The following is a 26,031-nucleotide window of genomic DNA, read 5'->3' on the forward strand; positions in this document are numbered from 1 at the left end:
CCAAAGCTTCCGCGCAGATAGGGGGCGTGGATGACACGGGTGCGACGGGGAGGGCGGTTGCGTCCGTGCAAAGAAAAAGCCCCGGACCTGAGGCCCGGGGCTCTTCCGTTCTGTCGAGGCTCGAGGCCTAGCCGGCGAATTCCGGGGTGGGATCCTCGGCGGGCTTCTCGATGACCGGGGCGCCGCGTTCGCGTTCGCCGCCCTCGATCTCGAAGGCCAGTTTGCCGTCCTTGAGCACCACGCGGACGTGGCCGCCCTTGACCAGCTTGCCGAACAGGATCTCGTCGGCCAGCGGCTTCTTGATGTGCTCCTGGATGACCCGGCCCAAGGGGCGGGCGCCGTAGAGCTCGTCGAAGCCGTTCTTGGCCAGCCAGTCCGAGGCTTCCTCGTCGGTCTCGATGGTGACGTGCCGGTCCGCCAGCTGGGCTTCCAGCTGCATGACGAACTTCTGCACGACCTGGCGGATGATGTCCTGGGTCAGCGAGTGGAACTGCACCACCGCGTCGAGGCGGTTGCGGAATTCCGGCGTGAAGGTCCGCTTCAGCGCCTCGTCCACCTCGTCATCGGCCTTGCCGCGGCCGAAGCCGATGGAGTTGCGCTGGGCGTCCGAGGCTCCCGCGTTGGTGGTCATGATCAGGACCACATTGCGGAAGTCGATCTTCTTGCCGTTGGAGTCGGTCAGCTGGCCGTGGTCCATCACCTGCAGGAGGATGTTGTAGACGTCCGGGTGGGCCTTCTCGATTTCGTCCAGCAGGACGACCGCGTGCGGGTGCTGGTCGACGGCGTCGGTCAACAGGCCGCCCTGGTCGAAGCCCACATAGCCGGGAGGAGCGCCGATCAGGCGGCTCACGGTGTGGCGCTCCATGTACTCGCTCATGTCGAAGCGCAGGAGCTCGATGCCCAGGGTGCCGGCCAGCTGCCGAGCGGTCTCCGTCTTGCCGGTGCCGGTGGGCCCCGAGAAGAGGTAGCAGCCGATCGGCTTGTTGGCGTCGCGCAGGCCGGCCCGGGCCATCTTCATGGCGGCGGACAGCTGCTCGATCGCTTCGTCCTGGCCGTAGACCGCCCGCTTCAGGTCGGTCTCCAGCTGCTTCAGCGCCTCGGTGTCGGTCTTGGAGACGGACTTCGGCGGGATGCGGGCGATCTTGGCGACGACGCCTTCGACCTCCTTCAGGCCGATGATCTTCTTCCGCTTGGCTTCGGGCAGCAGCATCTGGCTGGCGCCGGCTTCGTCGATGATGTCGATCGCCTTGTCCGGCAGCTTGCGGTCGGTGATGTACTTGGCCGACAGCTCCACCGCCGCCTTGATGGCGTCGTTGGTGTAGCGGAGCTTGTGGAACTCCTCGTAGTAGGTCTTCAGACCCTTGAGGATCTTGATCGTGTCCTCGATGGTCGGCTCGTTCACGTCGATCTTCTGGAAGCGACGCACCAGGGCGCGGTCCTTCTCGAAGTGCTGACGGAACTCCTTGTAGGTCGTCGAGCCCATGCAGCGCAGGGAGCCGGAGGCGAGGGCGGGCTTCAAGAGGTTGGAAGCGTCCATCGCCCCGCCGCTGGTCGCGCCGGCGCCGATCACAGTGTGGATCTCGTCGATGAACAGGATGGCGTCGGGGTGGTTCTCGAGTTCCTTGACCACCTGCTTGACGCGCTCTTCGAAGTCGCCGCGGTAGCGGGTGCCGGCCAGCAGCGCGCCCATGTCGAGCGAGAAGATGGTCGAGCCGGAGAGAACTTCCGGAACCTGCTTGTTGACGATCTTTCGGGCGAGCCCTTCAGCAATCGCGGTCTTGCCGACGCCGGGGTCGCCCACCAGCAGCGGGTTGTTCTTGGTCCGCCGGCAGAGCACCTGGATGGCGCGCTCAACCTCGGCGGCCCGACCGATCAGCGGGTCGACCTTGCCCTGACGGGCCTTGTCGTTGAGGTTGACGCAGTAGGCCTCGAGCGCCTCGCCGCCGGTCTTGACGGTGGGCTTCTCTTCGTCGTCGGACGAGCCCTTGACCGGCTTGTTTTCCGACGCGCCGGCCTTCTTGGCGATGCCGTGAGCGATGTAGTTCACCGCATCGTACCGGGTCATGTCCTGCTCTTGCAGGAAGTAGGCGGCGTGGCTCTCGCGCTCCGAGAAGATGGCGACCAGCACGTTCGCGCCGGTGACCTCCTCGCGTCCCGAGGACTGCACGTGGATGACGGCGCGCTGGATGACCCGCTGGAAGCCGGCGGTAGGCTTGGCGTCCTCCCCGTCGTCCACCACGAGCGAGCGCAGCTCGTTGTCCACATAGTTGGTGAGGGTTGTGCGAAGCGACCCAAGGTCGACATCGCAAGCTCTCATAACACCGGCGGCGTCTTCATCGTCGACCAGCGAGAGCAGCAAGTGCTCTAGCGTTGCGTATTCGTGCTTACGCTGGTTGGCGTAGGCCACCGCGCGATGAAGCGACTCTTCGAGCTGGCGCGAGAATGAAGGCAAGTGCCTCTAATCCTTTTCCATGGTGCACTGAAGCGGGTGTTGATGCCGCCGTGCAGTATCAACGACCTGGGCCACTTTTGTTTCCGCCACTTCGTATGTGAACACCCCGCAGACCCCAACACCATGTTGGTGGACATGCAACATGATCCGAGTCGCATCTTCGCGCGACTTATTGAAGAATTGCTCAAGCACGTAGACGACGAATTCCATTGGTGTGTAGTCGTCGTTCAAAAGAAGCACTCTGTACATTGAGGGCTTCTGCGTCTTCGGCTTGGTCTGCGTGATCACGGTCGAACGCGCGCCGGTGTCGTTGTCACCCTGCTTGCGTTCAGCCATGGCCTGAACCTCCTGAGGGGGCGGGCCCGCCATCCTCACGCAATTAGATATGGCAAACATTTCCATTTGGAAGGGTGGATTCATCACGAAAGCGCTCACAGCCGGCCAACGCCCGCCCCGAGGCGGCGCTCGGCGAGGGTCAGCGCATCATTCTCTCTTGGGCGCCGCTTTTGCACGCAAAATCCGTCCGGAGGTGACGGCGCTCGCTCCAAAACGTTGTCGCAGCACATCCAGAGTGCGCTCATTGGCGCGCGCGCGGCGCTCATCGCCCGCAAAGAAGTCATCCGCTGCGGCCTCCGCCTCCACGAGCTCGGCCAGGCCTATGCCGATCAGCCGCCAGGGCCTGGCTCCTGCCTCCCCGGCGAGCAGTTCGCGGCCGACCGCAAACAGGGTCTTGGCGGTCTGGGTGGGCACAGCCAACGTCCGCCTGCGGGTGACGATCCGGAAGTCCGTTCCGCGCAGTTTCAGGGTGACGGTCCGGCCGGCGACGCCCGCCGCGCGGGCCTGCTGCGCCACCTTGTCGCAGAGCGGCGCAAGCTTGTCTTCCAGCGCCTCGACCGCCGTCAGATCGTCCTCGAAGGTGGTCTCGGCGCTGATTCCCTTGCGCTCCTGGTCGGGATCGACCGCGCGGGCGTCCTGGCCCCGCGCCAGCTGCGACAACCGTAGTCCATGGGCGCCGAAGCGGCTGATCAGGTCGCGCGGCTCGGCGCGGGCGAGCGCGCCCACGGTGCGCAGCCCGGCCTTCTCCAGCGAGGCGGCCATGGCCGGGCCGACGCCGGGCAGGATCGAGACCGGCCTGGGGGCCAGGAAGCTCTCGGCCTCGGCGCCGCCGATCACCGAAAAGCCGCGCGGCTTGTCGAGGTCCGAGGCGATCTTGGCCAGGAACTTGTTGGCCGACAGCCCGATCGAGACGGTCAGGCCGGTCTCGGCCTCGATCCGCGCCTGCAGCCGGGCGAGCGTCAGGGCCGGCGGGGCGCCATGCAGCCGCTCGGTGCCGGACAGGTCGAGCCAGGCCTCGTCCAGCGACAGCGGCTGGATCAGCGGCGTCAGCTCGGCGGCCATGCCGAGGATGCGGCGGCTCTCGGCGCGGTACTTGGCGAACTCGGGCTTGATGACCACCGCGTCGGGACAGGCCTTCAGCGCCTTGAACATCGGCATGGCCGAGCGGACGCCGGAGATCCGGGCGATGTAGCAGCAGGTGGTGACCACCCCGCGCTTGCCGCCGCCGACGATCACCGGCCGGTCGCGCAGTTCGGGCCGGTCGCGCTTCTCCACCGAGGCGTAGAAGGCGTCGCAGTCCATGTGGGCGATGGCCAGCTGCGCCAGTTCCTCGTGGGCGACGATCCGCGGCGAGCTGCAGGCGGGACAGCGTCGGACCACCGCGGCGCCCTGCCAGAAACAGTCGCGGCAGAAGGCCGTCATGCCGGCGGGTCCTCAGGACCGCCGAGCGGCCACAGCCAGGCCGCGCCGCGCACCCCTGACGAATCGCCGTGCGTCGCCGGGCGGACCGGGGTGGCGAAACAGTCGGAGAAGACGTGCGCGCCGATCGCGGCGGGCAGGCGGTCGTAGAGCTCCTCCACCTTGGAAAGGCCGCCGCCCAGGACGATCACGTCGGGATCGAGCACGTCGCAGACCACCGCCAGGCCGCGCGCCAGCCGGTCGACGTAGCGGTCGAGCTCGGCTGCGGCGGAGGGCTCGCCGGCGCGGGCCGCGGCGATCAGATCCTCCGTGGGCCGACCGGCGGCGCGGGCCAGGCCCGATCCGGAGACCCAGAGCTCCAGGCAGCCCTGGCGTCCGCACCAGCAGCGCGGGCCGGGATGCTCCTGCGCCGTCGGCCAGGGCAGGGGCGTATGGCCCCATTCGCCGGCGAAACGGTTCGCCCCGGCCAGCAGCCGGCCGTGGGCGACGATCCCGCCGCCGCAGCCGGTGCCGAGGATGGCCCCGAACACCACGGCCGCGCCGGCGCCGGCGCCGTCCGTCGCCTCGGACAGGGCCAGGCAGTCGGCGTCGTTGGCGTAGCGCACCGGCCGCTCCAGCACGCGGGCCAGGTCCTGCGGGAAGGGCTGGCCGTTGAGGTGGGTGGAGTTGGCGTTGCGCATCCGCCCGCTCGCCGGCGACAGCGACCCTGGACCGCAGACCCCGACCGCCGGCGCGCGGGCGCCGGCCTGCCGCTCAGCCTCCGCCACCAGCTCGCGCACGGCCTGCAGGGCGGCGTCATAGTCCGGCGGGGAGGGCGCGCGCACCCGCGCCAGGAACCGGCCGTCGCGGTCCAGCGCCGCCGCCTCGATCTTGGTGCCGCCGAAATCTACGCCGATACGGATCATGGCCCTTCATACCTGATTTGTTCCTGTGTGCTGAGGGGGCGAAGCGGCTGAACGCCCCCTCAGTCGCTTCGCGACAGCTCCCCCGCGAGCGGTGGAGCATCTTCGGCCCAGATCCTCCACCGCAACGCGGGGGAGGTGGCTCGCGCAGCGAGACGGAGGGGGCGCTGCAGCCCCGCCGCTTTGCGCGACGCGCGTTCAGCGCTATGGCGCAGTCGCCATGGCCACCCTTCCCGCCGCCGACAGTCCCGCCCAGACCCTCCGCCTCTCCCTGGGGCTGCGCCAGATCGTCCTGCTGATAGCCTGCCTTTCGATCTTCTGGATCGTGGTCTTCAACCCGCGGGCGCTGAACGACGGCGACACCTACTGGCACCTGGGCGCCGGGGCCTGGATGCTGGACCACCTGCGGGTGCCGCACACCGATCCCTTCTCCTACACCCACGGCGGCAAGCCCTGGGTGCCGCACGAGTGGCTCTCCGAGATCATCATGACCCTGGTCTACCGCGCGGCGGGCTGGACCGGGATCGTCGTGCTGTTCGGCTTCGCCACGGCGCTCTCCATGGGGCTGCTGCTGAGCCGGCTGGGCCGCTGGATGGGGCCGATCGCGCTCGCGGCGACCGCCTGGCTGGTGGTCGGCTGCATGTGGGTGGGGCTGTTCACCCGGCCGCACCTGCTGGCCCTGCCGGTCATGATCATCTGGACCGGCGCCCTGCTCGACGCGCGCGCCGCCGGACGCGCGCCGCCCATGTGGCTGGCGGCGCTCCTGGTGTTCTGGGCCAACCTGCACGGCAGCTTCGTCTTCGGCGCCCTGGTGGCGGCGCCGCTGGCCCTCGAGGCGGTCCTCGATGCGCCGCGGAACCCGTGGCCGGTGGTGAAAAGCTGGGGGATCTTCGCCGGGGCCTGCCTGGTGGCGGTGCTGCTGACGCCCAACGGCCTGCACGCCCTGACCTATCCGTTCCAGATCATGTCGATGAAGACGCTGAACGGCATCGTCGAATGGCTGCCGCCGGACTTCCGCTCCATGTCGGAGTTCCAGGCGGCCATCCTGTTCACCCTGCTGGTCTGCCTGAGCCGCGGCGTTCGCGTGCCCTTCTTCCGCGCGGCCCTGGTGCTGTTCATCCTGCATATGTCGTTGCAGCATCAGCGGCACATGCTGGTGCTGGCGCTGATCGCGCCCCTGTTCCTGGCCGAGCCGATCGGCCGCAGCTTCGGCCGCAAGGCGCCCCGCTACCTCGGCCGGCCGCTGCTGCCCGCCGTGCTCTTCGCCCTGGGCGCCCTGGTGATGATCGGGATGCGCATGGCCGACCCGGTGGTGCGCGGCGACGCGGTGACCACGCCGAAGACGGCGCTGAGCCACGTCCCGGCGGCCCTGCAGGCGAGGCCGGTGCTCAACACCTACAGCCTGGGCGGCTATCTGGTGTTCCGCGGCGTCAAGCCCTTCATCGACGGCCGCGCCGACATGTATGGCGACGACTTCTTCAGCCAGCACATGAGAGTCGTGCGCGGCGACGCCGCCGCCTTCGACAAGGTCGCCGCCAAGTACCATCTGGACTGGACCATCCTGCAGCCGCGCGAGCCGCTGGCGAAGCTGATGGATTCCAAACCCGGCTGGCGGCGCGTCTACAGCGACCGCTGGGCGGTGGTGCATGCGCGGGTCGCGGCGCTCGAGGCCCTGCCGCCCCGCGCCGCGCCGATACAGCCCTAACGCCCCAGCACGGCCTGCTCCACCGCCTCGCCCAGCTCGGCCCAGTCGTCGATCCTGCGGTGGCGGTCGGAGCGAGGGGCGAAGGGGCGCAGGCGCTCGTCGGCGACGTGCTGGAAGGTCGAGGTCTGCGGCGCATGCTCGGCCACCGAGTCCAGGTTCGACAGGATGTCGTCGATGAAGGCCGATCGTGCTCGGCTCTGGCGCACCAGGCCCGCGGTTGAGGATCAGCGGGTGGGGCAGGCCATGGGTCTTCAGCCAGCCGGTGCGCAACGCCTCGGCCTGCGGCGGCGCATTCGACAGGATGACGATCTCCGCCCGACGGCTCAGCCGGTTCAGCGCCGCCACCGCGCCGGGCGCGGGCTCCATCCTGGCGCAAGCGGTGCGGAAGAAGGCGTCGTACAGGGCCTTGCCCTCCGCCTCGCTCACAGGTTCGAGGCCGCCCGGCCGGAAGATGTTCTGGAAGAGGGCGTAGCGCTGGATCCGAAACTCCAGACCCTCCAGCGCCAGGAAGTCGCCGAACCCTTTCAAGAACAGGCCGAGGACCTCGTCGACGTCGACGACCACCAGCGGCCGGTCGGCCGAGAGCCCCAGCGCCGCCAGTTCTGGCGCCTGGACGAGCGGGGGCGGCGCCGCGGGGTTGGGCAAGAGAGGGACTCCTCAGCGGGGACTAACGAAGTTTAAGGATATGGCGTGTGATCTGGACATCACAGATGGGGAGGGCGCGCTCTTGCGCCGCCGTCCCCTGGACACAGCGTCGGGTCCGCAATGGCCAAGAAGGTCCTCATCGTCGAGGATAACGAGCTGAACATGAAGCTGTTTCATGATCTGCTCGAAGCCCAAGGCTACGACATACTGGAGACCCGTGAGGGGCTGCAGGCGCTGTCGCTCGCCCGCGAACATCGACCCGATCTCATCCTGATGGACATCCAGCTGCCGGAGATCTCCGGCTTGGAAGTCACCAAATGGCTGAAGGAAGACGAAGAGCTGGCCTCGATCCCCGTGGTCGCCGTGACCGCTTTCGCCATGAAGGGCGACGAGGAACGCATCCGCGAGGGCGGCTGCGAGGCCTATATCTCCAAGCCCATTTCGGTGGCCCACTTCCTGGAGACCATCCGAAAACTGCTGGATTGAACGGATGACCGCCCGCATCTTGGTCATCGACGACCTGGAAGCCAATATCCGGCTGCTGGAAGCCCGGCTTTCGGCCGAATATTACGAGGTGCTGACCGCCCGTGACGGGCCGTCCGGCATCGCGCTCGCGGCCCGCGAAACCCCCGATATCATCCTCCTGGACGTGATGATGCCGGAGATGGACGGCTTCGCCGTCTGCCGCATCCTGAAGGAGGACCTAGCGACCCGCCACATCCCCGTCGTCCTGGTCACCGCCCTCGACGGGCGTGGAGACCGGGTGGCGGGCCTGGAGGCTGGGGCCGACGACTTCCTGACCAAGCCGATCGACGACGTCATGCTGTTCGCCCGGGTGCGCAGCCTGACGCGGCTGAAGGCGGTGATGGACGAGCTGCGCGAGCGCGAGGCGTCCGGCCGGCGCATCGGGGTGATCGCCGGCGCGGCGTCGCGCCTGGGCGGCTCAGGCGGGCGGATCCTGGTGGTCGACGACAACGCGCGGCAGGCCGAGCGGCTCGCCGCCGAGCTCGCCATCGAGCACCGGCCGGTGATCGAGGCCGATCCCGAGAAGGCGCTGATCGCCGCGCGCGGTCCGGTGGACCTTCTGATCATCAACGCCTCGGCCAAGAGCTTCGATGGCCTGCGGGTCGCGGCCCAGATCCGCACCGACGATTCGACCCGCAACCTGCCGCTGCTGGCGGTGGTGGACTTCGACCAGCGGCCGCGGCTGATCAAGGCCCTGGAGATCGGCGTCAACGACCTGCTGGCCCGTCCCGTCGATCCGGGCGAGCTCTCGGCCCGGGTCCGGACCCAGATCCGCCGCAAGCGCTATACCGACTATCTGCGCCACAACCTCGACCAGTCGCTGGAGCTGGCGGTCACCGACCAGCTGACCGGCCTGCACAACCGCCGCTACATGGCCGGCCAGCTGAAGGCCCTGGTCGAGCGCGCGGCCAGGGGCGGCGAGCCCGTGTCGCTGCTCGCCATCGACATCGACCACTTCAAGAAGATCAACGACGGCTTCGGCCACGACGTCGGCGACGAGGTGCTGCGCGAATTCGCCATCCGGCTATCCGCCAACGTCCGGGCCATCGACGTCCCCGTCCGCCATGGCGGCGAAGAGTTCCTGGTGGTCATGCCCGACACCCGGCTGGAGGACGCCCGCCGTATCGCCGAGCGCATCCGCCTCCACGTCGCCGGTTCGCCCTTCCGCGTGATGGGCGGGCAAGAGGCGCTCGACGTCACCATCTCCATCGGCGTGGCCGCCAGCCTCGCCGGCGAGACGCAGACGGAGGGCCTGCTCAAGCGCGCGGACGCGGCCATGTACGAGGCGAAGGCCGGCGGCCGGAACCGGGTGATCATGCGCGCCGCCTGAGCGGGGCGGGGCGCTTGCGCGCCTCACTTCATCGCGAATCCGACGTCGGTCAGGACCAGCTGGTCGCCGGAGGGGCCGAGCGCCTCGCGCAGATAGGCCTGCGCCTGCTCGCGCGCCTTCGCCGCCAGGGCAGGGTCGCGCCGCCGGGCCTCGGGGAGGCTGAGCGTGTCCATGAGGACGCCGACGATGGCGAGCCGCTCGAAGAGGTCTTGTCGCTCCTGGTCGCTGGCCCGCGCGAACGTCGGGTCTTCGATGAGCGCGCCCACGACCTGTTTCACCACCGTCCGGATTTGCGGTTCGGTCAGCTGCACGCCGGAGAGCGCCTGGTAGTTGCCGATCAGGAAATGGGCGAGGGCGCCTGACACGTCGTTCCGCGGAAGGCCCAGGCGGGCCGCAGCTTGGCGATGCGCGTCGAGCAACCGCTCCAGACCCTGCTGGTACTCCTTGCGGCGGTCGGCAGGCGCGGCTTCGGCCATCAGCCGGGTGACTTGACTGGCGCCGGCGGAGCCAAAGGTCAGCGATGCGCCCGCGGGTCTTTGAGGCCGCGACGGCGCCGCAGGCGTCGCCCTGGCCGGGCTTTTCCGCATCGCCGCCTGCAGATTTTGGCGGCTGAGCTCCATGTTCTGGAGCCCCATCTGGCTCATGCCCATGCCGAACAGGGTCTGCTGGTCGGGAGCCCAGAACTGGGCCGCCGCCGGCGCGGCGGTGGCCAAGGCCGCGATTCCCAGGAGGATCGACATTCCCAGGATCGATGGGCGCAGTTTTCGGAGGCGCGGCATCTTCCACCCCAGCCTGTCACGACCGGCGCCACTCTGGATTGGTCGGGTGGCGGAATTACGCCCTGGGTTGGGCGTGGCGGCCGACGGCTAAAACAAAAACGCCCGGCCTTGGGCCGGGCGCTTTCGTTGCAGACCAATGGCTCGGTTGAGCTACTTGATCTTGCCTTCTTTGAATTCGACGTGCTTGCGCACGACGGGATCGTACTTCTTCAGCACCATCTTGTCGGTCTTGGTGCGGGCGTTCTTCTTCGTCACGTAGAAGAAGCCGGTGTCCGCCGTCGAATTCAGGCGGATTTTAATGGAGGCGGGCTTCGCCATGGGGCAGTCCTCGGGCGGGCCGAGCGGACGCGCCGTCGGCAGGTGTTCGATAAGAGGCGCGGAAAATACGAATCCGCCACCATAAGTCAATGGCGTGACGGCAAAGGCCTGGCTGGCGGCCTCGGCTAGAGGATCGCCCGGCGCGGATCGCTCGCGCCGAATTTCAGGAACGGCCGCGGCCGATCGGGGTCGGCGAGGCGCGCGACCGCCTCGCTGAGCACGAAACGGGTGACGTTCGGCAGCTTCAGGTCCAGGGCCTCGTCGAAGCCGACCCAGGCGATCTCGTCCAGTTCGCCGCAGTCGGCCTGGCGCTCCAGGCTGATCAGGCGGTCGGCCTCGGCGATCAGGAACCAGGTGTCGAATCGCTTACCGACCGCGGGCGGGGTGATCGCGCGGGCGACGATGTCGATGGCCTCGAGGTCGGCCTGGGCGCCCTGGCCCAGAAAATCGCGCCAGGGGCCGGCACCCGGCCGCGGCGGGGCGGCCCTGGCCATCAGAAGGCCGGCTTCCTCCCACGTCTCGCGCACCGCCGCCAAGGCCAGGGCGCGGCCCAGGCCCGGCCTCATGTGGGCGTCGAACACCGCCTGGACCTCGGGCCGAAGGTCCGAGGCCGTGGGGACCCGGTAGTCGGCGCGGTCGACGCGCCCGCCAGGGAAGACCCACAGGCCCGGCATGAAGGTGTGCCGGCTGTTGCGCCTACCCATCAGCACGCAGGGCTGCGGCCCGTCCCGGCGGACCAGGATCATGGTGGCGGCGTTCCTCGGGCGCACCGCCCGTTGGCCCGGCGTGCGCGGCGGACCCTGCGGCTTGGTGGCGTCGGCGAGAGCATCGGACATCGAAGCAGCTCTAAGCGGCCAGGGGCTTGGCTTGAACCCGTAAAGTGGGAAAAGCGCGTGGAGGACGCTCATCCCCTCTCACCGTCATGCCCGGCCTTGTGTCGGGAACCCATGCACACGGAGAGAGGGGGGGACCGTCCTGCGCCGCCGACGTTCATGGATGGCCGGGACGGGGGCCGGCCATGACGGAAGAATAGGAGATTGGCGGCCCGCCTTCGGTTAGCGCCCATGCAGCTTGTCCGGGCGCGCCGTCACCGCCCCTTGCGCTTGCCGCCGCCCATCTTGGTCTTGCGGCCGGTGCGGATGCCCGCGGGCCGGCCTGGCTTGGTCGGGGGACGGCCTGGGCCGCCGGGGCGGCGGTCGTTGCGGGCGCGCATGCCGAGCCGCGGCCGGGGCGCGCTGGGATCGGGGGCGGCCGGCTCGCTGAGCATCTCGAACAGCAGGCCGCCGGTCACCGGGGTGGCCTCCGTCAGCCGCACCTGCACGCCCATGCCGAGCGGCCAGCGCGCGCCGCTGCGCTCGCCGACCAGGGCGTGGGCCTTGTCGTCGTGGATGAAATACTCCCCGCCCAGGGTGGAGACCGGAACCAGGCCGTCGGCGCCCGTCTCCCGCAGCCGCACGAACAGGCCGAAGCGGGTGACGCCGGTGATCTTGCCCTCGAATTCCGCGCCGACGTGGTCGGCCAGGAAGGCGGCGATGTAGCGGTCCATGGCGTCGCGCTCGGCGGCCATGGCCCGCCGCTCGGCGAAGGTGATCCGCTCGGCGGTGTCCTTGATCTGGGCGAGGTCGCGGTCGGTTAGCCCGTCGTCGCCGAGACCCAGGGCGCGGACCAGCGCCCGGTGGACGATCAGGTCCGCATAACGGCGGATCGGCGAGGTGAAGTGGGCGTAGCGGTCGAGGTTGAGGCCGAAGTGGCCGATGTTCTCCGCGGAGTAGTGGGCCTGCATCTGGGTGCGCAGGACCACCTCGTTGACGATCTCGGCGTGCGGCGTCTCGCGGGTCAGGGTCAGCAGCCGGTTGAAGCGGTCGGTCCGCGGGGCCTCGCCCTTGGTCCAGCTGATCTCCAGGGTGTGCAGGAAGTCGGCGAGCGACTGCAGCTTCTCAGGGGAGGGGGCGTCGTGGATTCGGTAGATCAGCGGCGAGCGCTTGGCCTCCAAGGTCTCGGCGGCGCTGACGTTGGCCTGGATCATCATCTCCTCGATCAGCTTGTGGGCTTCGAGGGCGGCGCGCGGCAGGACCGAATCGACCCGGCCCATCTCGTCGATGTGGACCTTTCGCTCCAGGCTTTCGATGCCCAGCGGCGAACGAACGTCGCGGCCCTTCTTCATCGTCGCAAAGGCCGCCCACAGCGGCTTGAGGATGGTCTCCAGCAGCGGGCCGGTCTTGTCGTCGGTCGCGCCGTCGATCGCCGCCTGGGCCTGTTCGTAGGAAAGCTTGGCGGCCGAGCGCATCAGGCCGCGCACGAAGCGGTGGGAGCGTTTGCGTCCGTCGGCGCCGAACACCATCCGTACCGCCAGGCAGGCGCGGTTCTCACCCTCCCGCAGGGAGCAGAGGCCGTTGGACAGCCGCTCGGGCAGCATCGGCTCGACCCGGTCGGGGAAGTAGACGCTGTTGCCCTTGTCGCGCGCGACCTCGTCCAGCGCCGAGCCGGAGCGGACGTAGGCGGCCACGTCGGCGATCGCCACCCAGACGATCCAGCCGCCCGGGTTCTTCTCGTCGGCGTCGGCCTCGGCGTAGACCGCGTCGTCGTGGTCGCGGGCGTCGGCGGGGTCGATGGTGATCAGCGGGACGTCGCGCAGGTCCTCGCGGCCTGAGAGCGTCGGCGGCTGGGCGGCCTCCGCCTCGTCTTCGGCGGCCTGGCTGAAGCCCATCGGGATGCCGTGGGTGTGGATGGCGATCAGCGAGGCGGCGCGCGGATCGTCCTCGCGGCCGACCACCTCCAACACCTTGCCGCTGTGCGGCCCGTAGCGCTGCGCGGTCGGGCCCACCTGGGCCAGCACCAGGTCGCCGTCCCGCAAGGGCGCGCCCTCCTGTTCGCTCAGCAGCAGGCTGGTCTTCGACTTGCGGTCCACCGGCTCGACGCGGACTTCGCGGCGCGCCTTGCGGATCACGCCCAGCACCCGGTGGGCGCTCTGGCCCAGGCGCTTGATCATCCGGGCTTCGTAGTCGCCGCTCTCGAGCTTGGTGAAGCGCACCAGGAGCCGGTCGCCCAGGCCCGGGGCCTGGCCGGCTTCGGCCGTGCGGTCGGGCGACAGCGGCACGATCGGGGCGTCCTCGGCGCCCTTGGTCAGCCGGACCAGCAGGTCGCCGTCGGGATCGCGCTCGATCACGTCGACCACGCCGACCTCGGGCAGGGCGCCGGCGGGGGCGAATCCCTTGCGGCCGCGGCGGCCGAGCTCGCCCTGGCCCTCCAGTTCCTGAAGCAGCTGCCGCAACGCCCGCCGGTCGGCGCCCTTCAACCCAAAGGCGCGGGCGATGGCCGCCTTGTCGGATTCGCCGGTCTCCCGGAGGAATTTCAGCAAGGTCTCGCGGTCGGGCAGGCCCTGGGGCGGGCGAGTCAGCTTGGGCGAGCGAGGTTTGGCCATGGATTCTGCTTAGCAGTTTTGCGGGCCGAGTCTGAGATGGAGGCGGCGCCTGAAGATGGATTGTCCACGAGACGCGCCGAGCTGAGAGCTGAGCTGCTCGTCCTCTGCATCCGTCATTCCCGGCCTTGTGCCGGGAACCCATGCACACCCACGTCGGACACGGCGTTCATGGGTGGCCGGGACAAGCCCGGCCATGACGGTGAAAATAGGGGAAGGGGCGAACCCTCGACCAGATCAGCGCCCGTTCGTGTATTTCGTGCCTTTCGTGGTTCCCAAAGGACCAAGCTCAGTCGTCCTCGTCGCGGAACGTCCCCAACAGCGTCAGTCCCTCGATGGTCGTGGCGCCGTTCTTCTTGATCACGGTGCGGACCATGCCGTCACCCGTGGCCTCGATCGCCTTGGCCAATCGCTCGGAGTGGGTGACGAGCCAGACCTGGGTCCGCTTGGCCGCCATTCGAACCATTTCCGCCAGCGGCTGCATCAGGTCCGGATGCAGGCTGGACTCCGGCTCGTTCAGGGCGATGAAGGGCGGTAGGCGGTAGGCCATCAGCGCCCCGGCCAGCCCGAGGAACCTCAGGGTGCCGTCGGAGATCTCGGACGGCTCGAACACCCGGTGCGGGAATTCCGGAAAGCTGAGCGAGAAGCTGATGTCGCGGCCGGCCTCCAGCTCGTCCAGGCGCACGCCCGGGAAGGCGCGGTCGATCATCCGGTCGAGGTCTACCGTGTCCTGGCGAATGGTCGCGAGCGTGGCGAAGACCGCGGCCAGGTTGGCGCCGTCCGACGCGAGCGTCGGGGCGGCCACCGCGACGCAGGGCTTGCGCATCGGCGAGTCCGGGTCGGTGCGCAGGTCGTGGTAGAACCGCCAGGCCAGCAGGGTGCGGCGCACGAGGTCCAGCACGGGATAGCGCGAGGGATCCTGCAGCCCGCTGAGCGCCGTCTCTGAGTGGAGGAGGTCGATGTCGATCTTGACCGGCCGGCCGTCGGGGTCGCGCGCCATCAGCGAGGGGCCGTCACGATCCAGCAGTCGGACCCGCCGCTGGCCGCTGAGATAGGTCAGGCTCTCGGTCTTGATCTGCGGCTCGAACGGGAGGACCGCAGCGCCGGGCGGCGAATAGCCGATCTCGACCTCGTAGCGGTAGCTGACCTCCAGCCGGTCGGGTTCGGAGAAGCCGACGGAGAGCCGGATGCAGCGAGGCCCGCCGCCCTTGTGGGGCCCAGCCCATAAAGCCAGGTTAAGGCTCTCGCGCGCCACCTCCTCGCCCAGGGTGTTGGCCGCCGCGGCCCGCAGCAGCTCCAGCGCGCGGTAGAGGTTCGACTTGCCGACGCCGTTCGCCCCCACGAAGACGTCGAGGCGCGACATCGGATAGTGGATCCGCTGCAGGGACCGGTAGCCCGAGGCGGAGAATTCGCGAACTGGCAGAACCATGGTCGCGCTTTAGCATGGGAACAAATGGGGAACAATAGGCGGCGCATCCGATGCTCCGCCCCGCCTTACGCCTCTTCCTTCGCCTTGGCCGCCTTCTTCGCCGGAGCCTTCTTGGCAGGAGCCTTCTTGGCCGCCGTCTTCCTCGCGGCTGGAGCCTTCGCCGTGGTTTCGGCCTTGGCCTTCACGGCGCGCGCCGGCTTTTTCTTCCCGCCGCCGCCCTTGGCTTCGCGCTCGGCCAGCAGCTTCACGGCCTCCTCCAGCGTCATCGCCTGGGGGTCGGCGCCCTTGGGCACATTGGCGTTGGTCGCGCCGTGCTTGATGTAGGGGCCGTAGCGGCCGGAGAGCACGCGCACGGGGGCGCCGTCGCCGGGGTGGGCGCCCAGGTCCTTCAGCGCCGCGGCCTCGCCCCGGCGGCCCGCGCCGCCGGCGCGCTTTTCGGCCAGCAGGGCGACGGCCCGGTTCAAACCCACCTCGAACACCTCGTCCGCCGTCGGCAAGTTGGCGTAGGTGCCGCTGTGCTGGACGAAGGGTCCGTAGCGGCCGAGGCCGGCCAGGATCATCTGACCGTCCTCAGGATGCAGCCCGACCTCTCGCGGAAGACGCAGCAGGCGCAGGCCCTTCTCCAGGTCCATGGCCGGCGCCGACCAGCCCTTGGGCAGGCTGGAGCGTTTGGGCTTCTCGCCCTCGCCCAGCTGGACGTAGGGGCCGAAACGGCCGGCCTTCAGGTAGACGGCCTGGCCGGTGTCCGGATCGGTCCCCAGTTCGCGGTCGCCGCCTTCGCCGGAGCCGTTCTCGCCCTCGGCCTGGCCGATCGGGCGGGTGTAGCGGCATTCCGGATAGTTGGAGCAGCCGACGAAGGGACCGAACCGGCTGGTCTTCAGGCTCAGCCGGCCCTGGCCGCAGGTCGGGCAGACCCGCGGGTCGGCGCCGTCGGCCTTGGGCGGATAGAGGAAGGGCGCCAGGGCGCCGTCGAGGGAATCGAGGACCTCGCGGGTGCGCAGGCCCCCGATCTCCTCCGTCTTGGCGTGGAAGTCGGTCCAGAACTCGCGCAGCAGCGCCTTCCAGTCGAGCTCGCCGGCCGAGACCAGGTCGAGCTTTTCCTCGAGGTCGGCGGTGAAGTCGTACTCGACGTACTTGAGGAAGAACTGCTCGAGAAACACCGTGACCAGGCGGCCCTTGTCCTCGGGGATGAAGCGGTTCTTCTCCATCCGCACATAGGCGCGGTCGCGCAGCACCGACAGGACCGAGGCGTAGGTCGAGGGCCGGCCGATGCCGAGCTCTTCCATCTTCTTGACCAGGCTGGCCTCCGAATAGCGCGGCGGCGGCTCGGTGAAGTGCTGGTCGGCGCGGGCGTCGATCACCCGGGCGGCGGCGCCCTGGCTGACCTGGGGCAGGCGGCCGCCTTCCTCGTCATCGGCGTCGTCGCGGCCTTCCTGATAGACCTTCAGATAGCCGTCGAAGAGCACGACCTCGCCGGAAGCGCGCAGGCCGGTCTTGCCGTCGGCGCAGTCCATCTCGATGGTCGTCCGCTCGACCCGGGCCGACTCCATCTGCGAGGCGATCATCCGCTTCCAGATCAGCTCGTAGAGCTTGGCCAGGTCGCCTTCGAGGCGCAGCTTGCCGGGGTTGCGGGCCAGGCTGGTCGGGCGGATCGCCTCGTGGGCCTCCTGGGCGTTCTTGGCCTTGGTGGAATAGATCCGCGGCTTCTCCGGCACATATTCCCGGCCGTACACGCCGCCGATCACCTGGCGCGCCTCGTCGAGGGCTTCAGGCGCGGTCTGCACGCCGTCGGTCCGCATATAGGTGATCAGGCCGACGGTCTCGCCGCCGATGTCGATGCCTTCATAGAGCCGCTGGGCGGCTTGCATGGTGCGCTTGGCGTCGAAGCCGAGCTTGCGGGAGGCTTCCTGCTGCAGGGTCGAGGTGGTGAAGGGCGGGGCGGGCGAGCGCTTGCCCGGCTTCTTCTCGACGGCGGAGACGGTGAAGCTGGCGGCCTTGATCGCGTCGCGGGCGGCCAGCGCGCTGGTCTCGTTGGCCAGGTCGAACTTGGTGAGCTTCTTGCCGTCGTGCTTGACGAGGCGGGCCAGGAAGGGGTCGCCGCCGGCGCTGACGTCGGCCTCGACGCTCCAGTATTCCTGGGTCCGGAAGCGCTCGATCTCCAGCTCGCGGTCGACCACCAGGCGCAGGGCCACCGACTGCACCCGGCCGGCCGAGCGCGAGCCCGGCAACTTGCGCCACAGCACCGGCGAGAGGGTGAAGCCCACCAGGTAGTCCAGGGCGCGGCGCGCCAGATAGGCGTCGACCAGCTCCATGTCGATGTCGCGGGGATGCTTCATCGCCTCGGTGACGGCCGCCTTGGTGATGGCGTTGAAGACCACCCGCTGGATGGTCGCGCCCTTCAGCGCCTTCTTCTTCTGCAGCACCTCCAGCACGTGCCAGGAGATGGCCTCGCCCTCGCGATCCGGGTCGGTGGCGAGGATGATGGTGTCGGCGCCCTTGGCGGCGTCGGCGATGTCCGCCAGCCGCTTGGCGGCCTTGGCGTCGACGTCCCAGGACATGGCGAAGTCCTCGTCCGGCCGCACCGAGCCGTCCTTGGCCGGCAGGTCGCGCACGTGTCCGTACGAGGCCAGGACCGTGTAGTTCGACCCCAGGTACTTGTTGATGGTCTTGGCCTTAGCCGGGCTCTCGACGACGACGACGTTCATCTATTCTCTGGCGTTCCGCGGGCGCAGGGCCGGCTTTTCTGAAGTGGCGGGAAGGTGGGGGCGACGCCTCACCCATGTCAACGGCCCTCGCGAGCGCAGTTTCGAGAGCCCCTTTAGGGGCTCATCCGCTGCACACCATGCCGCCGGGCAGCAGTTCGGCGCGCCCGGCCAGGGAAAGCTCCACCAGAACGGCGAAGACGGCGGGCGCCGGAGCCCCGGCGGCCCGCACGATTTCGTCGCGCGAGACCGGGGTCGGGGACAGCAGGTCGGCCACGCGCCGCAGCAGGCCGGGAACCGGCTCGACCGGCGGACCGGAGTAGCTGGGCCGCTCACGCTCCCGGAAGCCGCGCAGGGTCTCGATCGCGCGCAGTACGTCCTCGACTCCCTCGCAGATCGCCGCGCCCTGGCGCAACAGGTCGTTGGTTCCCTTGGCGCGCGGGTCGAGCGGCGAGCCCGGCACGGCCAGCACCTCGCGGCCCTGCTCGGCGGCCAGGCGGGCGGTGATCAGCGAGCCGGAGCGCAACTCGGCCTCGACCACCACCACGGCGCGGGACAGGCCGGAGATGATCCGGTTGCGGCGCGGGAAGTCGCGGGCCGTGGCGCCCTTGCCCGGCGGGCTTTCGGAGACGACGCAGCCGCTCTCGACCAGGCGGGCGTAGAGGCCGGCGTGGTCCGGCGGATAGATGTCGTCCACCCCGCCGCCCAGCACCGCCACCGTGCCGGTGGGCAGGGCGCCCTCGTGCGCCGCGCCGTCCACGCCGCGGGCCATGCCGGAGACCACCACCAGCCCCGCCTGGCCGAGGTCGGCGGCGAGGCCGCGGGCGAACCGCTGGCCGGCGGCGGAGGCGACGCGCGCGCCGACCACGGCAACGCCGGGACGGTCGAGCAACTCGGGCCGGCCGCGCGCCCAGATCAGCGGCGGCGGCGGATCGAGCGCAGCTAGCGCCTGGGGGAAGTCGGGTTCGCAGGAGGCGATCAGCCGCGCGCCGATCGCCTCGCCGTCCGCCAGCTCCTTGTCGATCTCGGCGGCGTTGGGAATTTTCAGGCCGCCGCTGCGCCCGCCGCGGCGGGCGAGGTCGGGGATCGCCTCCAGCGCCTCGGCCGCAGAGCCGAAGCGGTCGACCAGCTGGTCGAAGGCGACCGGGCCGACGTTCTCGGTCCGCGCCAGGGTCAGCCAGTCGCGTCGCTGGCGGGCGGAGAGCTTGCGGATCACGCCTCGGCGCGCTCCTGCGCCTTCTTCGCCCCGATCCGCGGCTCCTCGCCCTTCAGCAGGCGGCGGATGTTGGCGGCGTGGCGGATGTAGATCAGCACGCCCATGAAGGCCGCCAGGGCGGCGATCACGGGCCGGCCGAGGAGGAGGGCGTAGAGCGGCGCGAACAGGGCGGCGGTGAGGGCGCCCAGCGAGGAGATCCGCAGCAGGAAGGCCGCGGCGAGCCAGGTGGCGGCGGCCGCCAGCCCCACCGGCCAGGCGGCGGCCAGCAGGGTGCCGAAGAAGGTCGCCACTCCCTTGCCGCCCTTGAAGCCCAGCCAGACCGGGAAGAGGTGGCCCAGGAAGGCCGCGCCGCCGGCCAGCGAGGTGGCGAGCGCCTGGGTCTGCAGATCGGCCTGCCGGGTCATCAGCCAGGCGATCAGCACCGCCAGGGCGCCCTTGCCGCCGTCACCCAAGAGGGTGATCGCGGCGAGCCCCTTGCGGCCGCTGCGCAGAACATTGGTCGCGCCGATATTGCCCGAGCCGATCGCCCGCGGATCGCCCGCGCCGGCCGCCCGCATCACGATCACCCCGAAGGGGATCGAGCCCAGCAGGTAGCCCCCGGCGATGGCGAGCCCGATCTGCAGCGGTGTCAGCATCCCGTGTTCCCTCAGTGTTCTGGTTTCTGTAGCGCCTGGAAGCGGCGCCGTCACCTGGCCCGCGCCCATCTCTCTCCCGGTCATCCCCGCGAAAGCGGGGACCCAGGTGTTTTTCGTAACGGCGCTCGCGCTTGCGATCTCACGCCACACGGGACAACAAAAAAGCCTGGATCCCCGCTTTCGCGGGGACGAGCGGAGAAAAGGGAGCGGCTATTCCGCCCGGTAGACCGTCCGGCCGTCGACCAGCGTCCGCAGCACCTTGCCTTGCAGCCTTCGGCCGTCGAAGGGCGAGTTCTTGGACTTGGACAGCAGCTTGTCGGCGTCGATCACCAGCGGCGCATTGAGGTCGCAGAGCACCAGGTCGGCGGGCGCGGCCTTGACCAGCCGTCCGGCCGGCAGGCCCAGCAGGTCGGCCGGCGCGCAGGTGACGGTGCGGATCAGGTCCAAGAGCGGGATGCGGCCTTCATGGTGGAAGGCGAGCAGCGCAGGCAGCAGGGTCTGCAGGCCGATCGCGCCGGGCGTCGCCTCGTCGTAGGGCAGGCGCTTGTCCTCCGCTGGCGCCGGGGCGTGGGCTGAGACGACGATGGCGATCTGGCCCGAGGCCACAGCCTCGATGACCGCCTGACGGTCGTCCTCGGAGCGCAGCGGCGGGTCGACCTTGCAGAAGGTGCGGTAATCGCCGATGTCGACTTCGTTGAACGACAGGTGGTTGATCGAGGTGGTGGCGACCACCGCCAAGCCCCGGTCCTGGGCGCGCTTGAGGCTCTCCAGGGCCGCGGCGGTGGTGATCTGGTCGACGAGCAGACGCGCGCCGGTCAGCTCGGCGAGCGCCAGATCCCGCTCCAGCATGATTTTCTCGGCGATGGCCGGCACGCCGGGCAGGCCCATCCGGCCGGCGAATTCGCCGGAGGTGGCGGCCGCGCCGGCCGAGAGCCAGGGGTCGGCCGGGCGGTGGGCGACCAGGACGCCGAAGGCCTTGGCGTAGGCCAGGACCCGTTGCAGCACCTTGGAGTTGGTGATCGGCCGGTCGGCGTCGGTGATGTAGACGCAGCCGGCGTCGTGCATCAGGCCGATCTCGGCCATCCGTTCGCCCGCGCAGCCCTTGGTCGCCGCGCCGGCGGGATAGACGTGGACCAGCTCGATGTCGCGGGCGCGCCGCAGGATGAAATCGACCACCGCCGGGTCGTCGGCGACGGGATGGGTGTCCGGCTGGACGACGATCGAGGTGACGCCGCCCGCCGCGGCGGCGAGGCCGGCGGACTTCAGCGTCTCCTTCGGCTCGGCGCCGGGCTCGCCGGTCTTGACGCGGATGTCGACCAGGCCGGGCAGCAAGGCCTTGCCGCCGACGTCGACGATCTCGAGCTCGGGCGAGAGCGCGCCGGGATCGGCGCCCCGCACCACGTCGGCGATCACGCCTTCGACGACGATGACGGCGCCGGGGCCGTCATAGCCGCTGGCCGGATCGAGCAGGCGGGCGTTGACGAAGGCGGTGGGACGAACGGTCATCAGTGGTTGTCCAGCCGCGCCGCCAGAGAGGCCAGCACCGCCATGCGCGCGGCCACCCCCATCTCGACCTGGTCCTGGATCAGGCTGACGGCGAGGTCGTCGGCGATCTCGGAGTCGATCTCGACGCCGCGGTTCATCGGGCCCGGGTGCATGACGCGGACGTGGTCGGCGGCGAAGGCCAGCTTCTCGCGGTCGAGACCGTAGAAGCGGAAATATTCGCGCTGGGAGGGGGCCATCACCCCGTCCATGCGCTCGAGCTGCAGGCGCAGCATCATGACGACGTCGCAGCCGGCGACGCCCTTCCTCATGTCGTGGAACACTTCGACGCCCCAGCGTTCGGCCTGGGCCGGCATCAGGGTCGGCGGGCCCACGAGGCGCACGTGGGCGCCCAGCATTTGAAGCATGCCGACGTTGGATCGCGCGACGCGGCTGTGCAGCACGTCGCCGCAGATCGCCACCTTCAGGCCGGCGATGCGGCCGAAGGCGCGGCGCATGGACAGCGCGTCGAGCAGGGCCTGGGTCGGATGCTCATGCTGGCCGTCGCCGGCGTTGATCACCGAGCAGGTGACCTTCTGCGAGAGCAGGGCCGCCGCGCCCGACGAGGCGTGGCGAACCACCAGCAGGTCCGGCTGCATGGCGTTCAGCGTCACCGCCGTATCGATCAGGGTCTCGCCCTTGGAGATCGAGGAGGAGCGGGGGCTCATGTTGACGACGTCCGCCCCCAGCCGCTTGCCCGCCAGCTCGAAGGAGCTCTGGGTGCGGGTGGAGTTCTCGAAGAAGAGGTTCATCAGCGTCCGACCCTTGAGCAGGTCGAGTTTCTTCGAGGTCTGGCGGTTCAGGGCGACGAAGCCGTCGGCGAGGTCGAGCAGGTTCGCGACTTCGACCTCGTTCAGATCCAGCACGGAAATGAAGTGACGCTTGGGGAAGGGGAAGGTCCGGCCAAGGACCTCGTTCAGACCGGGCGCCGGGGTGCTCATCAAAGCGGCCTCATAGGCGTGTTCGGCCGGAGAGGGAAGGTTGATCGTGCGTTCTCGCGCCGCGCGCGCTCCCGTTCCCATCCGTCATGGCCGGGCTTGTCCCGGCCACCCAAGAACACGGCGGCTGCCGCTTGGGTGCAGTCGGCCGCGCCCGCGCGCATGGGTGGCCGGGACAAGCCCGGACATGACGGAAATTTAGGGTGGCGACGTCCGCCGTGCGGGAGGAAGCGGCCCTAGATCCCCCGCAGCCGCTCCAGCGCGCCCTGCAGGATCCAGGCGGCGGCGGCCTTGTCGACGACCTCGGCGCGGCGGGCGCGGTTGATGTCCATTTCCTGGATCAGCATCCGGTTGACCGCCATGGTCGACATCCGCTCGTCCCAGAAGGCGATGGGGAGGTCGCGCAGCCGCAGCAGGTTGCGGGCGAAGGCGCGGTTGGACTGGCAGCGGACGCCCTCGGTCCCGTCCATGTTGACCGGCAGTCCAATCACCACGCCAGCCGCCCCGCGGCTCTCCATGAGCGCGAACAGCCGCTTGGCGTCGTCGGTGAACTTGGTCTTGCGGATGGTCGCCATCGGGCTGGCCACCGTGCGGGTGGCGTCGGAGACCGCGACGCCGATGGTCCGCTCTCCGAGATCGAGGCCGACCACCGGCGTATAGGCGGGCAGGGTGGCGGGGAGGTCTGTGAGATCGAGGACGGCCATGGGCGCCTCTTAGCACGCCCGCGCCCGCCGGGGCTTTCCATCGCGCAGGCCTATCCTGGGTTGGGGACGAGTTCGGCGAACTTGGTTATTGGCGACGTCGCGGACCGCGGATATGAGCAGCGCAGCTTATTTGGGGAGGCTCAAGATGCCGGACGCGAGCGCAGTGTGGCCGAAGAAGACCCGCGACATCCACAACCACCACATGAACTCCACGGTCTGGGACGGATTCGCCTTTCGCGACGACGACGTGATCGTGGCCACCTACGCCAAGTCGGGCACGACCTGGACCCAGCATATCGTCGGCCAGCTGATCTTCGGCGGCGATCCGGAGGTCAAGATCGCCGAGATTTCGCCCTGGCTGGACCTGCGGATCATGCCGCCGAACCTGCTCGAGCTGGTGGCGGCCCAGCAGCACCGGCGGATCCTCAAGACCCACCTGCCGCTGGACGCCCTGAATTTCTCGCCCAGGGCGAGGTACATCTACATCGGGCGCGACGGCCGCGACGTGGTCTGGAGCCTCTACAACCACCACGCCAGCGCCAACCAGCTCTGGTACGACGCGCTCAACGACACGCCCGGCCGCGTGGGGCCGCCGATCGAGCGGCCGGATCCGGACATCCGCCGCTACTTCCAGACCTGGCTCGAGCAGGACGGCGCGCCGTTCTGGGCCTTCTGGGAGAACATCGCCAGCTGGTGGGGCGTGCGGCATCTGCCCAACGTCAAGCTCGTCCATTTCAACGATCTGAAGCGCGACCTGGAAGGCGAGATGCGTTCGATCGCCGTCTTCCTCGACTGCGACATCGCCGAGGACCGCTGGCCGGTCATCCTCGAGCACTGCAGCTTCGACTGGATGAAGGCGCACGCCGAGCAGGTCTCGCCGCTGGGCGGGGCGATCTTCGACGGCGGGGCCAGGAGCTTCATCAACAAGGGAACCAACGGCCGCTGGCGCGACGTGCTGGGTCCGGAGGACATCGCCGCCTACGAACGTCGCGCCCTGGCCGAGCTGGGCCCCGACTGCGCCCAGTGGCTGGCGACCGGGGCGCGGGTGGAGGCGGCGCTGGCGTCTTAGAGGAAGGCGTCTGGGCCAGGGTCCCTTCTTCCACGAGGGGAGAAGGGCGGGGTGGTGGTCCCGCTTCGACGACATTCTCCAGGGACTGCTTGCCATCCGGGGCTCCCCGCGGCTAACCCACCGGCGAAAGCTAAGGAGGGATGGCATGTCCATCGACGCGGCGACTGTCCGCAAGGTCGCCAGGCTCGCGCGGATCGCTGAGCCGGAAGAGCGCCTGGAGCCTCTGGCCAGGGAGCTGTCCGGCATCCTCAGCTGGATCGAGCAATTGTCCGAGGTCGACACCGACGGGATCGAGCCGATGACCTCGGCCGTGCATACGCCCCTGCCGATGCGGGAGGACGTGGTCACCGAGGGCGGCGATCCGTCCAAGGTGCTCTCCAACGCGCCGAAGACCGTGAACAACTTCTTCGTCGTGCCGAAGGTGGTCGAATAGATGTCCGAGCTCACCTCGCTGACGCTGAAGGCGGCCCTCGACGGGCTGGCCTCGAAGTCCTTTTCTTCCACTGAGCTGACCAAGGCCCACGTCGCCGCCGTCGAGGCGGCGCGCGCGCTGAACGCCTTCGTCGTCGAGACGCCGGAGAAGGCGCTGGCGATGGCCAAGGCCTCCGACGATCGCCGCGCCCGCGGCGAGGCCGGGCCGCTGGACGGCGCGCCGCTGGGAATCAAGGACCTGTTCTGCACCGAAGGCGTCTCCTCGACCGCCGCCTCGAAGATCCTGAAGGGCTTCAAGCCGACCTACGAATCGACCGTCACCGCCAATCTCTGGCGCGACGGGGCGGTGATGCTGGGCAAGCTCAACATGGACGAGTTCGCCATGGGCTCGTCCAACGAGACCTCGGCCTACGGTCCGGTGATCAACCCGTGGCGCCGCCAGGGCTCCAACGTCGACCTGACGCCGGGCGGCTCCTCGGGCGGCTCGGCCGCAGCGGTCGCCGCCGGCCTCTGCCTGGGGGCCACGGCCACCGACACCGGCGGCTCGATCCGCCAGCCGGCCGCCTTCACCGGCACGGTCGGCATCAAGCCGACCTACGGCCGCTGTTCGCGCTGGGGCGTCGTCGCCTTCGCCTCCTCGCTGGACCAGGCCGGTCCGATGGCGCGCACCGTCGAGGACGCGGCGATCCTGCTGAGGTCGATGGCCGGCCACGACCCGAAGGACTCCACCAGCCTGCCGATCGAGACCCCGGACTTCGCCTCCTTCGTCGGCAAGTCGGTGAAGGGCCTGCGCATCGGCATCCCGAAGGAGTACCGGGTCGACGGCATGCCCGCCGAGATCGAGGCGCTTTGGCAAAAGGGCGTCGACTGGCTGAAGGAGGCCGGCTGCGAGATCGTCGAAGTCAGCCTGCCGCACACCAAGTACGCCTTGCCGGCCTACTACATCATCGCCCCCGCCGAGGCCTCGTCGAACCTCGCCCGCTATGACGGCATGCGTTTCGGCCTGCGCGTCGACGGCGCGAACCTGACCGAGACCTACGAGAAGACCCGCGCGGAAGGCTTCGGGACCGAGGTCAAGCGCCGCATCCTGATGGGCACCTATGTGCTCTCGGCCGGCTATTACGACGCCTACTACATCAAGGCCCTGAAGGTCCGCCGGCGGATCGCCGACGACTTCGACCAGGCGTTCGAGAAGGTCGACGCCCTGCTGACGCCGACCGCGCCCTCGGCCGCCTTCCAGCTGGGCGAGAACGCCGACGACCCGGTGGCGATGTACCTGAACGACATCTTCACCGTGACGGTGAACCTGGCGGGCCTGCCGGGGATGAGCCTGCCGGCCGGCCTCGACGCCGCGGGTCTTCCGCTCGGCCTGCAGCTGATCGGTCGTCCGCTCGACGAAGGCACGCTGTTCTCGCTGGGCGGCGCCATCGAGAAGGCGGCGGACTTCTGCAGCCAACCGCAGAAGTGGTGGTGAGCCGAACTCGACGGGAGACAACCTGAGCGGGAGTGACTAGGGTCGCGCCATCGTCAGCGCA

At 69.5% G+C, this 26,031-nt stretch carries 22 protein-coding genes; 6 read left to right on the forward strand and 16 right to left on the reverse strand.

Annotated features, from left to right (window positions below; all coding sequences use genetic code 11):
* Positions 1-127: 127 nt before the first annotated feature.
* The 4 genes from clpA to ACSQ2B_RS01100 form a co-directional block, all read right to left on the reverse strand.
* The gene (clpA, locus tag ACSQ2B_RS01085; protein WP_436046599.1) at positions 128-2,452 is read right to left on the reverse strand and encodes an ATP-dependent Clp protease ATP-binding subunit ClpA; all 2,325 of its coding nucleotides are present in this window, start codon (positions 2,450-2,452) and stop codon (positions 128-130) included.
* 6 nt (positions 2,453-2,458) lie between these two features.
* Positions 2,459-2,788 carry an ATP-dependent Clp protease adapter ClpS gene (gene clpS, locus ACSQ2B_RS01090; protein ID WP_436046601.1) on the reverse strand — a complete coding sequence of 110 codons (330 nt, stop codon included), beginning with the start codon at positions 2,786-2,788 and terminating at the stop codon, positions 2,459-2,461.
* Positions 2,789-2,935: 147 nt separating this feature from the next.
* Positions 2,936-4,210 (reverse strand): DNA polymerase IV, encoded by a 1,275-nt coding sequence (locus ACSQ2B_RS01095; RefSeq protein WP_436046603.1) that lies wholly within the window; start codon positions 4,208-4,210, stop codon positions 2,936-2,938.
* Positions 4,207-5,112, reverse strand: coding sequence for an ROK family protein (locus tag ACSQ2B_RS01100; RefSeq protein WP_436046605.1), 906 nt, complete (start codon positions 5,110-5,112; stop codon positions 4,207-4,209). The genes ACSQ2B_RS01095 and ACSQ2B_RS01100 overlap by 4 nt, the downstream gene beginning before the upstream one ends.
* A gap of 217 nt (positions 5,113-5,329) precedes the next feature.
* Here ACSQ2B_RS01100 and ACSQ2B_RS01105 point away from each other — a divergent pair, with 217 nt between their 5' ends.
* Entirely contained in the window at positions 5,330-6,814 is a 1,485-nt protein-coding gene (locus ACSQ2B_RS01105; protein ID WP_436046607.1) for a hypothetical protein, read from the forward strand.
* On the opposite strand, the gene ACSQ2B_RS01110 is transcribed toward ACSQ2B_RS01105, so the two are convergent.
* Positions 6,811-7,020, reverse strand: a complete 210-nt coding sequence (locus tag ACSQ2B_RS01110; protein WP_436046608.1) for a hypothetical protein — start codon at positions 7,018-7,020, stop codon at positions 6,811-6,813. The two genes, ACSQ2B_RS01105 and ACSQ2B_RS01110, sit on opposite strands and share 4 nt — an antisense overlap.
* 559 nt (positions 7,021-7,579) lie before the next feature.
* Here ACSQ2B_RS01110 and ACSQ2B_RS01115 point away from each other — a divergent pair.
* Positions 7,580-7,945 (forward strand): response regulator, encoded by a 366-nt coding sequence (locus ACSQ2B_RS01115; protein WP_436046610.1) that lies wholly within the window; start codon positions 7,580-7,582, stop codon positions 7,943-7,945.
* Between the two features lie 4 nt (positions 7,946-7,949).
* The gene (locus tag ACSQ2B_RS01120) at positions 7,950-9,314 is read left to right on the forward strand and encodes a PleD family two-component system response regulator (RefSeq protein ID WP_436046612.1); all 1,365 of its coding nucleotides are present in this window, start codon (positions 7,950-7,952) and stop codon (positions 9,312-9,314) included.
* Between the two features lie 23 nt (positions 9,315-9,337).
* On the opposite strand, the gene ACSQ2B_RS01125 is transcribed toward ACSQ2B_RS01120, so the two are convergent.
* From ACSQ2B_RS01125 to ruvX, 11 genes are all read right to left on the reverse strand, one after another.
* On the reverse strand, positions 9,338-10,054 hold the full coding sequence (locus tag ACSQ2B_RS01125) for a DUF6683 family protein (protein WP_436046614.1): 717 nt from the start codon (positions 10,052-10,054) through the stop codon (positions 9,338-9,340).
* Between the two features lie 189 nt (positions 10,055-10,243).
* Entirely contained in the window at positions 10,244-10,411 is a 168-nt protein-coding gene (gene rpmG / locus ACSQ2B_RS01130; protein ID WP_436046615.1) for a 50S ribosomal protein L33, read from the reverse strand.
* A 125-nt stretch (positions 10,412-10,536) separates the two neighbouring features.
* A complete protein-coding gene (locus ACSQ2B_RS01135; RefSeq protein ID WP_436046616.1) occupies positions 10,537-11,247 on the reverse strand; it encodes an NUDIX hydrolase in 711 nt (236 codons plus the stop codon).
* 251 nt (positions 11,248-11,498) lie between these two features.
* Positions 11,499-13,832, reverse strand: a complete 2,334-nt coding sequence (gene rnr, locus ACSQ2B_RS01140) for a ribonuclease R (protein WP_436046617.1) — start codon at positions 13,830-13,832, stop codon at positions 11,499-11,501.
* A gap of 286 nt (positions 13,833-14,118) precedes the next feature.
* A complete protein-coding gene (locus ACSQ2B_RS01145; RefSeq protein WP_436046618.1) occupies positions 14,119-15,258 on the reverse strand; it encodes an AAA family ATPase in 1,140 nt (379 codons plus the stop codon).
* Between the two features lie 65 nt (positions 15,259-15,323).
* Positions 15,324-17,963, reverse strand: coding sequence for a type I DNA topoisomerase (topA, locus tag ACSQ2B_RS01150; RefSeq protein WP_436046619.1), 2,640 nt, complete (start codon positions 17,961-17,963; stop codon positions 15,324-15,326).
* Positions 17,964-18,084: 121 nt separating this feature from the next.
* A complete protein-coding gene (gene dprA, locus ACSQ2B_RS01155) occupies positions 18,085-19,176 on the reverse strand; it encodes a DNA-processing protein DprA (RefSeq protein WP_436046620.1) in 1,092 nt (363 codons plus the stop codon).
* Positions 19,173-19,826 (reverse strand): glycerol-3-phosphate 1-O-acyltransferase PlsY, encoded by a 654-nt coding sequence (gene plsY, locus ACSQ2B_RS01160; protein WP_436049542.1) that lies wholly within the window; start codon positions 19,824-19,826, stop codon positions 19,173-19,175. The genes dprA and plsY overlap by 4 nt, the downstream gene beginning before the upstream one ends.
* Before the next feature lie 195 nt (positions 19,827-20,021).
* Positions 20,022-21,317: a dihydroorotase gene (pyrC, locus tag ACSQ2B_RS01165; protein WP_436046622.1), complete on the reverse strand. Its 1,296-nt coding sequence runs from the start codon at positions 21,315-21,317 to the stop codon at positions 20,022-20,024.
* Positions 21,317-22,294, reverse strand: a complete 978-nt coding sequence (locus ACSQ2B_RS01170; RefSeq protein WP_436046623.1) for an aspartate carbamoyltransferase catalytic subunit — start codon at positions 22,292-22,294, stop codon at positions 21,317-21,319. The genes pyrC and ACSQ2B_RS01170 overlap by 1 nt, the downstream gene beginning before the upstream one ends.
* Before the next feature lie 233 nt (positions 22,295-22,527).
* A complete protein-coding gene (ruvX, locus tag ACSQ2B_RS01175; protein WP_436046624.1) occupies positions 22,528-22,995 on the reverse strand; it encodes a Holliday junction resolvase RuvX in 468 nt (155 codons plus the stop codon).
* A gap of 145 nt (positions 22,996-23,140) precedes the next feature.
* Between ruvX and ACSQ2B_RS01180 the strand changes: the two genes are divergently transcribed.
* From ACSQ2B_RS01180 to gatA, 3 genes are all read left to right on the forward strand, one after another.
* Positions 23,141-24,064, forward strand: a complete 924-nt coding sequence (locus tag ACSQ2B_RS01180) for a sulfotransferase domain-containing protein (RefSeq protein ID WP_436046626.1) — start codon at positions 23,141-23,143, stop codon at positions 24,062-24,064.
* 145 nt (positions 24,065-24,209) lie between these two features.
* On the forward strand, positions 24,210-24,497 hold the full coding sequence (gene gatC, locus ACSQ2B_RS01185) for an Asp-tRNA(Asn)/Glu-tRNA(Gln) amidotransferase subunit GatC (protein ID WP_436046627.1): 288 nt from the start codon (positions 24,210-24,212) through the stop codon (positions 24,495-24,497).
* Positions 24,498-25,970, forward strand: coding sequence for an Asp-tRNA(Asn)/Glu-tRNA(Gln) amidotransferase subunit GatA (gene gatA / locus ACSQ2B_RS01190; RefSeq protein WP_436046629.1), 1,473 nt, complete (start codon positions 24,498-24,500; stop codon positions 25,968-25,970).
* Positions 25,971-26,031 lie beyond the last annotated feature (61 nt).

This window comes from Phenylobacterium sp. LjRoot225 (assembly GCF_964252855.1).
In the GTDB taxonomy this organism is placed as follows: domain Bacteria; phylum Pseudomonadota; class Alphaproteobacteria; order Caulobacterales; family Caulobacteraceae; genus Phenylobacterium.